The 13,236-nt window shown below is 43.8% G+C and carries 14 protein-coding genes and 1 riboswitch; of the genes, 6 read left to right on the top strand and 8 right to left on the bottom strand.

The annotated features are described in order from the left end of the window. The first annotated feature begins 29 nt into the window (after nt 1-29). From murA to rimM, 3 genes are read left to right on the top strand one after another with little or no spacing between them, the layout of a single operon-like run. Nucleotides 30-1,334, top strand: coding sequence for a UDP-N-acetylglucosamine 1-carboxyvinyltransferase (murA, locus tag HMPREF9448_RS08365; RefSeq protein ID WP_008862168.1), 1,305 nt, complete (start codon nt 30-32; stop codon nt 1,332-1,334). A gap of 4 nt (nt 1,335-1,338) precedes the next feature. Next, entirely contained in the window at nt 1,339-1,986 is a 648-nt protein-coding gene (locus HMPREF9448_RS08360) for a hypothetical protein (RefSeq protein WP_008862167.1), read from the top strand. Beyond that, nucleotides 1,983-2,501 (top strand): ribosome maturation factor RimM, encoded by a 519-nt coding sequence (gene rimM, locus HMPREF9448_RS08355; protein WP_008862166.1) that lies wholly within the window; start codon nt 1,983-1,985, stop codon nt 2,499-2,501. Before HMPREF9448_RS08360 ends, rimM begins: the two co-directional genes overlap by 4 nt. Before the next feature lie 83 nt (nt 2,502-2,584). Here rimM and HMPREF9448_RS08350 read toward each other — a convergent pair whose 3' ends face one another. Genes HMPREF9448_RS08350 through thiD form a run of 8 tightly spaced genes read right to left on the bottom strand, consistent with a single transcriptional unit; the run spans nt 2,585 to nt 9,182 of the window. Continuing rightward, nucleotides 2,585-3,274 carry a HesA/MoeB/ThiF family protein gene (locus HMPREF9448_RS08350; RefSeq protein WP_008862165.1) on the bottom strand — a complete coding sequence of 230 codons (690 nt, stop codon included), beginning with the start codon at nt 3,272-3,274 and terminating at the stop codon, nt 2,585-2,587. Continuing rightward, nucleotides 3,271-4,383: a 2-iminoacetate synthase ThiH gene (thiH, locus tag HMPREF9448_RS08345; RefSeq protein WP_008862164.1), complete on the bottom strand. Its 1,113-nt coding sequence runs from the start codon at nt 4,381-4,383 to the stop codon at nt 3,271-3,273. The genes HMPREF9448_RS08350 and thiH overlap by 4 nt, the downstream gene beginning before the upstream one ends. 38 nt (nt 4,384-4,421) lie before the next feature. Then, nucleotides 4,422-6,122: a phosphomethylpyrimidine synthase ThiC gene (thiC, locus tag HMPREF9448_RS08340; protein WP_008862163.1), complete on the bottom strand. Its 1,701-nt coding sequence runs from the start codon at nt 6,120-6,122 to the stop codon at nt 4,422-4,424. 13 nt (nt 6,123-6,135) lie between these two features. Beyond that, complete coding sequence (locus HMPREF9448_RS08335; protein ID WP_008862162.1) at nt 6,136-6,906, bottom strand: thiazole synthase; 771 nt, start codon at nt 6,904-6,906, stop codon at nt 6,136-6,138. Further along, entirely contained in the window at nt 6,903-7,532 is a 630-nt protein-coding gene (locus tag HMPREF9448_RS08330) for a thiamine phosphate synthase (RefSeq protein ID WP_008862161.1), read from the bottom strand. Before HMPREF9448_RS08330 ends, HMPREF9448_RS08335 begins: the two co-directional genes overlap by 4 nt. A 12-nt stretch (nt 7,533-7,544) precedes the next feature. Beyond that, nucleotides 7,545-8,219: a thiamine phosphate synthase gene (locus HMPREF9448_RS08325; protein WP_232297239.1), complete on the bottom strand. Its 675-nt coding sequence runs from the start codon at nt 8,217-8,219 to the stop codon at nt 7,545-7,547. Then, nucleotides 8,153-8,353 (bottom strand): sulfur carrier protein ThiS, encoded by a 201-nt coding sequence (gene thiS / locus HMPREF9448_RS08320; RefSeq protein WP_008862159.1) that lies wholly within the window; start codon nt 8,351-8,353, stop codon nt 8,153-8,155. The genes HMPREF9448_RS08325 and thiS overlap by 67 nt, the downstream gene beginning before the upstream one ends. Continuing rightward, complete coding sequence (thiD, locus tag HMPREF9448_RS08315; RefSeq protein ID WP_008862158.1) at nt 8,337-9,182, bottom strand: bifunctional hydroxymethylpyrimidine kinase/phosphomethylpyrimidine kinase; 846 nt, start codon at nt 9,180-9,182, stop codon at nt 8,337-8,339. Before thiD ends, thiS begins: the two co-directional genes overlap by 17 nt. Nucleotides 9,183-9,229: 47 nt before the next feature. Then, nucleotides 9,230-9,322, bottom strand: a riboswitch (TPP riboswitch). Nucleotides 9,323-9,595: 273 nt separating this feature from the next. Here thiD and HMPREF9448_RS08310 point away from each other — a divergent pair. The 3 genes from HMPREF9448_RS08310 to HMPREF9448_RS08300 all read left to right on the top strand — a co-directional run bounded on the left by HMPREF9448_RS08310 (nt 9,596) and on the right by HMPREF9448_RS08300 (nt 13,227). Continuing rightward, nucleotides 9,596-10,549, top strand: coding sequence for a calcium/sodium antiporter (locus HMPREF9448_RS08310; protein WP_008862157.1), 954 nt, complete (start codon nt 9,596-9,598; stop codon nt 10,547-10,549). Between the two features lie 733 nt (nt 10,550-11,282). Continuing rightward, a complete protein-coding gene (locus HMPREF9448_RS08305) occupies nt 11,283-12,398 on the top strand; it encodes an MraY family glycosyltransferase (protein ID WP_008862155.1) in 1,116 nt (371 codons plus the stop codon). 25 nt (nt 12,399-12,423) lie between these two features. Beyond that, on the top strand, nt 12,424-13,227 hold the full coding sequence (locus HMPREF9448_RS08300) for a polysaccharide biosynthesis/export family protein (RefSeq protein WP_040296141.1): 804 nt from the start codon (nt 12,424-12,426) through the stop codon (nt 13,225-13,227). Nucleotides 13,228-13,236 lie beyond the last annotated feature (9 nt).

The following is a 13,236-nucleotide window of genomic DNA, read 5'->3' as shown; positions in this document are numbered from 1 at the left end:
ACTCATTAACCTTAATAGAGAAAGAGAGTATGGCATCTTTTATTATTGAAGGCGGGCATCGCTTAAATGGTGATCTGATACCGCAAGGAGCTAAAAATGAGGCGTTGGAGGTTTTGTGTGCTACACTGTTGACCCCGGAAGAAGTGAAGATATACAATATTCCCGATATACTCGATGTAAATAATTTGATACAACTTTTGCGAGATTTGGGCGTGACGGTAAAACGCATAGGTCTGAATGCGTACAGTTTCAAGGCCGATAAGATAAATCTCGATTATCTCGATAGTGACGAATTTTTTCAAAAAGGAGCTTCTTTGCGGGGATCGGTAATGATTATCGGACCTCTTGTGGCTCGTTTCGGGTATGCCGTTTTACCGAAACCGGGAGGCGATAAAATCGGAAGACGCCGGTTGGATACCCATTTTCTCGGTATCCAAAAGTTGGGAGCTACATTCAATTATTGTCCCAAAGCCCAGCGTTATGAAATTAAAGCCGATAAATTGCGGGGTAGTTACATGTTGCTCGATGAAGCATCGGTTACAGGTACGGCAAATATTCTAATGGCAGCTGTATTGGCCGAAGGCGATACGACGATTTATAATGCCGCTTGCGAGCCCTATTTGCAACAACTTTCAAAAATGTTGAACCGTATGGGGGCGCATATCGAAGGTATCGGGTCTAATCTGCTCACCGTTCACGGGGTTTCATCGTTAAAAGGGTGTGAGCATACTATTCTTCCCGACATGATCGAGGTGGGTAGTTTTATCGGTATGGCAGCGATGACACGTTCGGACATTATGATTAAAAATGTATCGTATAACGATTTGGGAATTATTCCCGATAGTTTCCGACGATTAGGGATAACCGTGGAACAGCAGGGCGACGATATTCATATACCCGAACATGAATGTTACGAGATAGAGACTTTCATCGATGGTTCGATTATGACTTTTGCCGATGCTCCGTGGCCGGGATTGACTCCCGACTTGTTAAGCGTATTCCTCGTTGTGGCGACACAGGCGAAAGGTAGTGTCTTGATTCATCAAAAGATGTTCGAGAGCCGTTTGTTTTTCGTAGATAAACTTATCGATATGGGAGCGCAAATCATTCTTTGTGACCCGCATAGGGCGGCAGTCATCGGTCAGGCTCACGCACACACGTTGAGGGCTACCAATATGGTTTCACCCGATATTCGAGCGGGAATAGCCATGCTTATCGCCGCAATGAGTGCCGAGGGTACAAGTCGTATTCATAATATAGACCAAATCGATAGGGGGTATCAAGATGTCGATAAACGACTCAATGCAATAGGTGCACGTATTACCCGTTTATAGATCGATGAAAGGGTGGTATTTTTGTGTTGTCGTGGCGGGATTGCTCCTGTCTTCTTGTTCGCAGCAAGTACAGGAGCGTGCCGACGGCGGGAAAACTTCCGATACAATAATAACGGAAGTTCCCGTAGAGGAGACTTGCGATTCTACCGGATACCGTTTGTATCAGAAATATTTGGCTGCGATAGGAGAGAATCCTTCTTATTTTCAATGGAAGGATTTCCCAAAATATTTGGGGGCGGCGTATGTCGATGAAAAAGGTCATTTTGTGATACAAGTGCTTGGCGATTCGGCAAAAGCGAGGAAACAGATTGTCGAGGCCGTCGGGAGCGACGAGGTAACGGTTATTCCCCGACGAAATTCTCGGCAGTTATTAGATTCGTTGTATGCCTATTTGTGTGAGATACGCCGGTTCCGGGCCGATGAACCGACGGTTGCAGTGTTCGATACGGTTTGTTACGATGCCCGTGACAGTTGGACGATTTATGTACATGTCAAAGCTCTCGATTATACCACGCCCGAATATGTCGATAGCCTGTACCGGTATATCGGGGAGTTCCGAAAAAAAGTTTTACTTTCTCGATGGGTGCAGGTAGAGGGAAAATACACGGTTGTAACCGGTGTGGATTTGGACGAAATAAAAGTGAAAGAATGATTACAAGGGAAGAATTGATAAGGATAGGAAGGTTTAATAAGCCTCATGGAGTGAAAGGCGAGTTGTCTTTTACTTTTACCGATGATGTGTTCGACCGCACGGAGTGTTCTTATATCGTATGTGAGATAGATGGCATATTCGTACCGTTTTTTATCGAGGAATATAGGTTTAAGAGCGATACGACGGCTTTGATTAAATTGGAAGATGTAGATAATGAAGCGGATGCGCGTCCATTTACTTTACTCGATGTTTATTTCCCGAAGTCTTATTACAAAGAATCGAATGAAGATGAAGCTCCGGGAGATTACTTTATAGGCTTCACTGTGATCGATAGCGAGAAAGGAGTGTTGGGAAAGATTGTCTCGATCGATGATTCTACGGAAAATGTATTGTTTGAAGTGGAATATAACGGGCGATTGTTGCTTATACCGGCTGTCGATGAATTTGTTTGTGAAATAGACGAAGATAATCGCAAGTTGTATCTGAATATCCCCGACGGATTATTGGATTTGTAGTTCGAAAAATAATCGGTATGGAAACAAAAAAACGGGCTGTATAACAATTTATACAGCCCGTTTTTGGGAGGATAATACGAAAATCATATCTCGATGATTTCATGTTGTAAGGTTTGTGTGTCGAGCAGGAAAAGTTTCCCACTTAAAACTTCGCCATAGCCGGTAATGATTTTAATCACTTCTGCGGCTTCCATGCAGCCGATAATTCCTGGAATAGTGCCGATAACTCCTCCGGGACGAGCCGGGGGAATAACTTCGGGGCGGGGATAAAGATCACTGTATCGAGATCCGCCTCGGTAATTAAAGACGGAAACCTGTCCCCGAAAGTCCGAAATGGACCCATATACATAGGGCTTTTTGAAGCGGGAACAGACATCGTCGATCAGATAACGGGTCGCAGCATTGTCGCATCCGTCGACAATGATATCGTAAGCGGAGACAAGTCGATTTGCATTGTCGGGGGTGAAGCGGTTAGGATAGGTCTCGAATCGAGTTGAACTGTTCAAAGCCGACAGTCTTCGACAAGCGCACTCGACTTTCGATTGTCCTATTTCTGCCTCGGTATAAAGAATTTGCCTTTGTAAGTTGCTTTTTGAAACGATATCATCGTCGATGAGTCCTATTTGTCCTACTCCGGCAGCGGTCAGATATAGAGAGATGGGAGAACCTAACCCTCCTATACCGACAATCAATACCTTAGCATTCTTCAATTTTTCCTGTCCTGCTTCCCCGATTTCGGGAATCATGGTTTGGCGGATATACCTTTCGTTCATCGATCGAATATTTTGTCCCAGTCTTTCCATACGACCTCATACCCCATAGCCTTGACTGCTTGTTCTACTTCGGCAGGTGTCCGTTCGTCGCTGACAGAAAATTGTTCTAACGCTTGCGGATAAGTGGCATAACCTCCCGGGTCGGTTTTCGAACCTGCGCTTATCGAAGTCGCTCCGAGAGTGGCGATGTGGTCTCTGAATTTTGCGTTTTCTCGGGTGGATACGGAAATATCCACGTCGTGGTCGAAAATACGAAATGCAAAAATCAACTGTGCCAGCTCTTTATCCGTCATGATTACATTGGGTTGAAAATGACCTTCGGACGGGCGCATGCGGGGGAAGTTGACGCTATATCGAGTTTGCCAATAGTGCTTGCGCAAGTATTGCAAGTGTATGGCCATCATGGTTACATCGGTACGCCAGTCTTCCAATCCGATGAGCACTCCCATACCTATTTTGTGTACACCGGCTTGTCCCATTCGGTCGAATCCGTTTACTCTCCATTCGAAGATAGATTTCATGCCTTTCGGGTGGTATACTTTGTACCGGTCTTTATGATAGGTTTCTTGAAAGCATACCACGCCGTTGAGACCCGATTGGGTCAAGCGATAGTAATCTTCGCTTTTGAGGGGCATGACTTCTATCGATAGGTTCGAGAAGTAGGGACGAGCGATTTGTAGAGCTCGTTCCAAATAATCGACTCCGGCATCGCGTGGATTTTCTCCGGTTACGATAAGCAAATTCTCGAACGGTCCCATTTGACGGATTGCCCGGCATTCATTTTCGATTTCTTTCTCGGTAAGAATAATTCGGGCAATGGGGTTATTGTGATTGAATCCACAGTAGACACAGTGGTTTGTACATGAATTGGTGATATAAAGCGGTACATACATCTGTATCGTTTTGCCGAAACGTTCTTGGGTATAGAGCCTGCTCAATGCCGCCATGTGTTCTATATAGGGGGCGGCAGCAGGTGAGACGAGCGCCATGAAATCGTCGAGTTGTAAATGCTCTTTGCCAAGAGCGATTTCGACATCGCGATTCCGTTTCGAAGCTATGCAGGCTGTTATATCTTCCCAAGAATATTTTTCTAATTCGTCGGAAAACATATCTTTCTTTTGTTTTTAGTAATCGTTTTTTTTATCATTTATTTCTCGATACAGTCGGTAATATCTTGCGAAAGGCGCATGGCGCAGAAGTTCGGTCCGCACATGGTACAATAATTACCGTCGTGGAACGAACCCTGTTTGTAGTATTCAAGGGCACGTTCGGGATCGAGTGCCAAATTGAATTGGTCTTTCCAGCGGAACTCATACCGGGCCTTGCTCATGGCATCGTCGCGTATTTGTGCTCCGGGAAATCCTTTGGCAAGGTCGGCGGCATGTGCTGCTATTTTATAAGCGATAACACCGTTGCGCACATCTTCTCGATCGGGTAATCCCAAGTGCTCTTTGGGGGTTACATAACAGATCATGGCTGTGCCTAACCACGCGATTTGAGCCGCTCCGATAGCCGATGTAATGTGGTCGTATCCCGGTGCGATGTCGGTCGTCAATGGGCCTAACGTATAGAAAGGAGCTTCGTGGCAACTGTTCAGTTCTCTTTCCATATTTTCTTTGATTTTGTGCATGGGGATATGGCCGGGACCTTCGATAATGACCTGTACATCATGAGCCCATGCTTTTGTAGTGAGTTCGCCCAACACATCGAGTTCGAGGAATTGCGAACAGTCGTTGGCATCGTGTATCGAGCCCGGACGCATACCGTCACCCAGAGAAATCGCTACGTCATATTGTTTTAAGATTTCACAGATTTCATCGAAATGTGTGTACAGGAAACTTTCCTGATTGTGAATGACGCACCATTTTGTCATAATAGACCCTCCGCGCGATACGATTCCGGTAAGTCGTTCGCCCACCAAATCGGCATGAGCTTTCAACACGCCGGCGTGAATGGTGAAATAGTCCACTCCTTGTTCGCATTGTTCGATGAGTGTGTCGCGGTAAATTTCCCACGACAGATTTTCGACTTTTCCATTTACTTTTTCAAGGGCTTGGTAGATGGGGACAGTTCCCACGGGGACAGGACAGTTCCGGATAATCCACTCACGGGTTTCGTGTATGTGGTCACCGGTCGATAGATCCATCAGTGTGTCGCCCCCCCAGTGGCAACTCCATACGGCCTTGTCGATCTCTTCTTCTATACCCGAGGATAGCGCAGAGTTCCCGATGTTGGTGTTTAATTTGACCAAGAAATTACGGCCGATAATCATCGGCTCGGCTTCCGGGTGGTTGATATTCGCCGGAATGATCGCTCGCCCGGCGGCTATCTCTTGTCGCACGAATTCGGGTGTGATGTGGCTTTTAATGCCTAATTGTTCGTTTTGCAAGTTTTCCCGTATGGCGACATATTCCATTTCGGCCGTGACGATTCCCTGTCGGGCATAATACATTTGCGTGATGGCATGTCCCGGTTTGGCTTTGTAGGGAAGGGGAGTATTTTTGAACCGTATAGGGTCGAGAGACGGGTCGTCACGACGGGCACGGCCGTATTTCGAGGTGATATCGTCTTGTCGCTCCACATCGCCTCGCGCCGTAATCCATGATTCGCGCAGACGTGGAAGCCCTTTGTCTATATCTACCGTAATATCGGGATCGGTATAGGGCCCACTGGTGTCGTATACATATACGGGAGCGTTTGGCGTGTGTATCCGTTTTCCGTTTTCTACGGTGACTGTGTCGGTGAGGTTTATTTTTCGCATCCCCACCTGTATGGGGAATAATTTCCCCGGAATATATATTTTTTCGGAACTGGGATAAGAATCTTTGATTATTTTTTTTGTGTCCATATTACTTCTGTGTTTAATCTAAGAAAGAGGTTAACGGGCTGCTGGCTTGTGCAAAATGGTATTGTGAGCCTAATCCGGCTTCGTATGCCCGGCGGCCGGCTTCGACAGCCTGTTTGAATGCGATAGCCATTTCTACGGGATTCCCGGCGGCGGCGATAGCCGTATTTACCAACACAGCATCGGCTCCCAGTTCCATAGCTTCTGCGGCATGGGAAGGTGCGCCTATCCCGGCATCGACGATGACAGGTACGTTACTCTGTTCGATGATAATTTGCAAAAAGTCGCGAGTGCGCAATCCTTTGTTAGTTCCTATCGGTGCGCCTAAGGGCATTACGGTGGCAGCGCCGACTTCTTCGAGCCGTTTACAAAGTACGGGGTCTGCTTGAATATAGGGAAGTACCACGAATCCCAGTTTTGCCAGTTGTTCGGTAGCTTTCAAGGTTTCCACAGGATCGGGCAGGAGATATTTGGGATCGGGGTGGATTTCGAGTTTAACGAAATCGGTCCCGAAACATTCTCTGGAAAATTGAGCCGCAAGTACGGCCTCCTCGGCATTGCGTACTCCCGATGTGTTGGGTAGAAATTGTACTCTATTGCGGTCGATGTGTGTCAACATATCGTCTGTGGCTTCTTGGGTCATGTTGATACGTTTCATGGCCACGGTAATCATTTCGGATCCGGAGGCTTCGATGGCTTTTTCCATTAGTTCATTTGAGCTGAATTTCCCGGTTCCTACGAATAAGCGGGAGGAAAATTCCCGTCCTCCGATAATTAATTTGTTCATGCTTTACGATATTTATTTAATAGGTCTATTATTTTTTTAGTTTCCTTTTCAGGATCTTCGGCTTGCAAGATAGTTCCCGATAAAGCGATTCCCGACACTCCAGTTCCCATGATGGCCGGAATATCGTCGGCTGTGATACCTCCGATGGCGACCACCGGAATTTTCAAGTCGTTCGTCCGGCATTGTTCCATGATTCGGGCATAACCTTCGAGGCCGAGGATAGGACTCAGGTTCTTTTTCGTCTCGGTATATCGGAATGGTCCCAAACCGATATAATCGGCATCTTGCCGGACTAATCCTTGTATGTCTTCAAAGGTATTCGCCGTTCCTCCGATAATGTATTTCTCGCCGATAAGCAGACGAGCTTCGGAAACAGGCATGTCGAGCTTTCCAAGATGAACGCCGTCTATGTCGAGGTCGGCCGCCAGTTGGGCATAATCGTCGAGGACGAGTATGGCTTCATGTTCTTTACAGAGCGGAATGAGTTGCTGGGCGGTTTGCCTGACAGCTTCGATAGGAGCATCTTTCATACGGAGCTGTATCCATTTGCAACCTCCGTTCAAGGCGGCGACTGCTCCCTCTATGATTCCGAATCGGGGTGTCTGGTGGGTAATGAATTGTAACATATTTTGTTCGTATTAATCGTTTCTTAATCGGGTAAGTTGTCGAATAACCCCTGCAATGGTCGGTTCCTGCCACAGGAAACCGAGTACGGCGATCCCTCCGAAATTCCAATCCTTTATAGCAGTTTTTTTTTCGGGGGTGATACCGCCTAAGGCAATGACTCTCTCGTTGATAACACCTTCCTTCCCGGCCTTAGTCAGTTGTTCGGGCGAGAATGCGGAACGGTATCCCTTTTTCGATATGCTGTCGAAGATGGGGCTTAAAAACAGATAGTCGTATTGTTGTCCGTCCGCCAGTTCCTCGATGGAATGGCAAGAGCGGGATAGGGTGGGGATATAGTCGTTCGACAGAGGTCGGTAATGCGGATTCCTTCCATTGAGATGAACACCGGCAAGCCGGTATTTTTCCGCCAGTTCGAAATGGTCGTGAAGTACTATTCGAGCGTAATAGCGGGGAGGAATCGAAAGTAACAGTTGCTCTGTTTTTTCTCCGGAATACTTCGGTTTGCGGAGGTGGATTAAATCCAATCCGTTGTCGAGCAGGGCGGTGATTAAGCGGTTTTCCTGTTCTATGGGGCGTTCCTCTGTAATGCCTATATATTTCATTTCGAGAAATCCGTTCGTTATCCTCCGAATGTAGCCCGGATAATCGTTATCTTGTTCCCTTCGGTTAAAATCCGGTCGTTCCATTCATTTTTGGGAACCAGCTTGTTGTCGATGGCGATAGCCGTACCTTCGATGGAGATTTGTTGCATATCGAGTAACTCTTTTATGGAAATGCTGTCTTGGGTTTCTATCTCCTTTTGATTAATATAGATTTTCATCTTTAATTGGGTTTAATGGGGTTAAAACACGAGGGGCGAAAAAATGGTTTACCGAACCATGACCGCTTCCTATTGCCATGTCGGCCCCGGTCTGTAAAGCTTGGGTGAGATATTTTTTGGCGAGGGAAACGGCATCGGTCAACCTGTGTCCTAGCGCCAAATAAGAGGCGATGGCAGAAGAAAAGGTACACCCTGTTCCGTGTGTATTCCGGGTAGAAATGCGGGGAGAGGTGTAGCGAACAGGAACAGAATTGGGCATAAAGAGTATGTCGCAGGATTCTGCTCCTTTCAAATGTCCTCCTTTCACGAGAACGGCATGACAACCGGCATGAAACAGTCTGTTGGCTGCTTTTTCCATATCTTTCTCACTATCGATGGCAAGTCCGCTCAGTATCTCGGCTTCGGGAATATTGGGAGTGATGACTGTCGCTTGTGGCAACAATAGTGTTTTAACAGCAGAGATAGCTTCTTCCTCGATTAGCCGACAACCCGAAGTAGAAACCATAACCGGATCGAGCACGATATTCCGTAACGGATAACGTTGCAGGCAATCGGCAATCGTTTCGATGGTCGCGCGAGAGTATAGCATGCCTAATTTAACGGTTGTACAAGGTAGGTCGTCGAGTACGGCTTCGATTTGTTGCCGCACGATATCGGGTTCGATACCTTGTATGTCCCTCACTTCGCAGGTGTTTTGTGCCGTAATGGCCGTGATAGCCGATGCGCCGAACACCCCGATGGCCGACATGGTTTTCAAATCGGCTTGTATTCCGGCTCCTCCACTGCTGTCCGAACCGGCTATTGTCAATACGACAGGATAAGTTTTCATACGGTTTGTTTCATTTAAGGGGATGCACATAAAACCGTATTGAAAAAGATAGAACTATGAACAATTCCTGCGCCGGCATTATCCGTATCAGGTTCATAGGGTATAATCTCAGCCGCTTTTAGGCACCCCTTTGTTTGTGAACAAAGGTATGGATTATTTTCTTACAGCTGATATTTCTTAATATAAATTAATGAAGATATGCTTATTCGAATAAGACGATAGAGGAGTCTTTTAAGGGGGTGCATGTTTTGTTTTTTGAAGAAAGATTCTTTTTCACCGAAAAGCTGGTTTCGATTGACCGAACCAAGTTGCTTTCGGGTCTATTGGGCGAAAAAGAGCATCTCTGGTCTGAGGTGGATTTTCATATTAGGCATATTTCTTGTATATTTGCCTACATATAATAAAGATTCATGATGAGTATTTTGTTTTTACTTGTGGGTTTGGGCTTAATCCTGTCTGGTGCTAATTTTTTGACCGATGGAGCGGCTGCATTGGCCAAAAGGTTTAACATATCGTCGTTGGTAATAGGTCTAACTATCGTGGCCTTTGGAACTTCGGCTCCCGAGTTGACAGTTAGTATCGTATCGGCTATTAATGGGAGTGCCGAGCTTTCTATCGGGAATGTTGTGGGCAGTAACATTTTTAATATTTTGATGATCGTGGGTGTGACAGCAGTTGTTGCTCCTATAACAATAACCAAAGGAACATTGACAAAAGAAATACCTCTCGCCATTCTCTCGTGTGTGGTTGTCTTAATTTGTGCTAACGATGTGTTTTTGGAAACCGGTACGGAGAATATACTGAATAGGGCGGACGGTTTGCTTATGCTTTGCTTTTTTGCCATATTTCTCGGGTATACGTTTGCTATCGCACACGATAATACAGGAGAAGAACAAGCTGAAATTAGACCATTATCTACATGGCGTTGTTTATTGTATATCGTTGGAGGGCTCGTCGCTTTGATTTTCGGTGGTCGGCTTTTTGTCGATGGGTCGAGCGAGATAGCCCGGTCGTTGGGAGTAGGAGAGTCTGTTATAGGATTAACTCTTGTTGCTATGGGGACTTCTCTTCCTGAATTGGCTACTTCGGTGGTAGCTGCGTTGAAAAAAAATCCTGAGATTGCTATCGGGAATGTGATCGGATCCAACCTGTTCAATGTCTTTTTTGTATTGGGCATGAGCGCTACTATTACTCCATTACCTTTGGGTGGAATAACGAATGTCGATTTATTTTATTTATTAGCGGTTTCTTTGTTGTTGTTCTTTGCCGGGAGATATTATAAGGTACGTACGATTACTCGGGTGGAAGGTGTATTTATGATTTTTGCTTATGTAGTTTACACAGGATACTTGATATATATGCTGTAAATACTATATTAAGTTGCATTCGGTAATATTCAAAAATGAAAGAGAGGCTGTGTTGTATAAACTGTTGTCTGGTGGTTTCTGAACTATACATAAATGTCAGGTGTTTTTTATGTAATTATTAAATATTTTTAATTTCTGTTTTTCGCTGATTTATTTAATATTAGATAAATAATTTGTAAGCTGCTCAATACTATATATTTATCTGGCTTTTTGTAGAATGGGAGCATTTTTTGTAAGATTTCATTGTGTTTTTTAAGAAATGTAGCTACCTTTGCGAAAAATGTGAAGTCAGAGTACTTAGCAAAATATGCAGATATGTTTGAATCATTCTGTTGTTATTTATCCTGTTCTTCACAGAAAAGTAAATGTAATTCTTCTGAAATTGATAGTTTATAGTAATCTATCTCTTGTATGAAGCTTTATATTTATTTACCCTTCCAATAATGATTATCCACTGAGATAGGGATGGGTCAAAGAGGGGTTATAAGTGATTCTTAGAGCCGGGAAAAGCTTTCTTTTCGGTGTCCCCCAGTAGTATATAGGCGTATATTTAAGGAATGCATAAAAAATAAAGTAATTTCTTTCGCCTGAGATTTTGGGTTAACAGATAGGATTGATTTCTTTCATAGTGGGGGCGTTAGTGGATAAAGATATTTTTGCATAGAATTGGGTCAATATGTTGAAAAAATTGGGTTTATTAGTATTGAAAATGATGAATTAAATCTAATATTTTATGGGTTATATTTCGATTTTATTGTTGTCATTTTTTATTAGTTTGGGATTTTCTATTTTTATTATTCCAAGAATTTTATTGATATCGTTTAAAAAGCATTTATTCGATATGCCAGATGAACGAAAAGTACACAAGGGTATAATACCTCGTCTGGGAGGTGTTTCGTTTTTCCCTGCCGTTATTTTTACTCTTTCTTTGATGATAGGGCTGAATAGAATTTACGGGGAGGAATTGTTTCCCTCTATTATCGGAGTGAGTGATACGTCCGTTCTATCTTTTGGGTTGAGTAGTTTATTGCTGTTGTATTTGACAGGTATTACCGATGACTTGATCGGAGTTCGCTATCGTCAGAAATTTATTGTTCAAATATTCTGTGCCATTTTATTGGTGTCTTCGGGATTATGGATCAATAATCTTTATGGAATCTTCGGAATTTATGAATTACCTCCGGTAGTGGGACTCCCGTTTACTGTATTTACTATTGTTTTTATTACTAATGCTATAAATCTGATAGATGGAATAGATGGACTGGCTTCTGGATTGAGCGGCATAGCATTGTTGTTTTTTACTATATTGTTTATTTATCAGAGGGAATGGCTGTATGCGGCTCTTGCTATCGTAACTTTGGGAACAATTATTCCGTTTTTCTATTATAATGTTTTCGGAAATCCAAACCGAGGTAGAAAAATTTTTATGGGTGACACCGGATCGTTGACTATTGGCTTTATATTGAGCATTTTGGCGATTCGGTTCAGTATGTATGATAATGCAGTGTTACATCGAGTTCCCGATGCTATCGTAGTTGCTTTTTCTTTGCTGATTACACCGGTATTTGATGTTGTTCGGGTAATTTTGCATAGGGCACGTTTTGGTAAAAACATTTTCAGTCCTGATAAAAATCATATTCATCATAAATTTTTAGCATTAGGATTTTCGCATCGAGCAGCTATGATTACGATATTGTTAATCTCTGCTGGCTTTGCAGCCATGAATTTGTTGTTATTGACTCGTATAAATATAAATTTATTATTATTTTTAGACATTTTTATTTGGACCATTATGCAACTTTATCTTACTAAAAAGATTAATAGGAAAGTGGCTGGTTCAAAGGCTTGATATGTTAAATTGTTATTTTAGACAAATGAAATATATTCCGAAAATTCTCTTGGCTGTGATACTTGTAGGTTTGGTATCATGCGTGCCTTCTAAGAAAATGGTTTATTTGCAGGGAGCCGATGGCTTGGAGCAGTCCCCTCAAACCATAGTACAAGACTATGAATTAAAGATTGTCCCGGACGACCAGTTACTCATAACAGTGAGTAGTAAAGATGGTGAGTTGCTGGAAATATTCAGCAATAGTCAGGTATTAGGTAGTACGGGGGCATCGACCACGATACAGGAAACTGTTGGTTTAAGGGTCGATAAGGACGGAAAAATAGAAGTTCCTATTTTGGGTGAGATGCAGGCCGGTGGATTATCGAGAAGAGAGTTGGCCGATGCCGTCGAGAACAAGCTCATCGAGGGGGAATATGTAAAAGATCCTGTGGTGAATGTACAGATAAAGGGATTTAAGGTTTCGGTAATGGGTGAAGTAAACAGTCCCGGTGTGCAAACTATATCGGGAGACCGCATTACGCTTCTCGAAGCCTTGACTATGGCAGGTGACTTGACTCCCTCGGGAAAACGGGATAATATATTGGTAATACGCGAGGACGGAGACCAACGAAAAACTTATACCGTGGATTTAACTTCGGGCGAAAAAGTATTGGAATCACCTTGTTATTATTTAAAGCAGAACGATGTAATCTATGTGCAGCCTAATAAATCGATAGGAGTGAAAGGTAGTTCGACCTTGTCGTTTATTTCTGCCGGTAGTAGTATTATATCTCTTGTAGCATCGGTGCTGTCTATTGTGTCTATGATTATTGTGTTAAAAGATAAGTAACATCTCTAT

This window comes from Barnesiella intestinihominis YIT 11860, assembly GCF_000296465.1.
Lineage (GTDB): Bacteria > Bacteroidota > Bacteroidia > Bacteroidales > Barnesiellaceae > Barnesiella > Barnesiella intestinihominis.
Note: the sequence above shows the minus strand (reverse complement) of the source record. Positions and strands in the feature narration are given on the sequence as shown.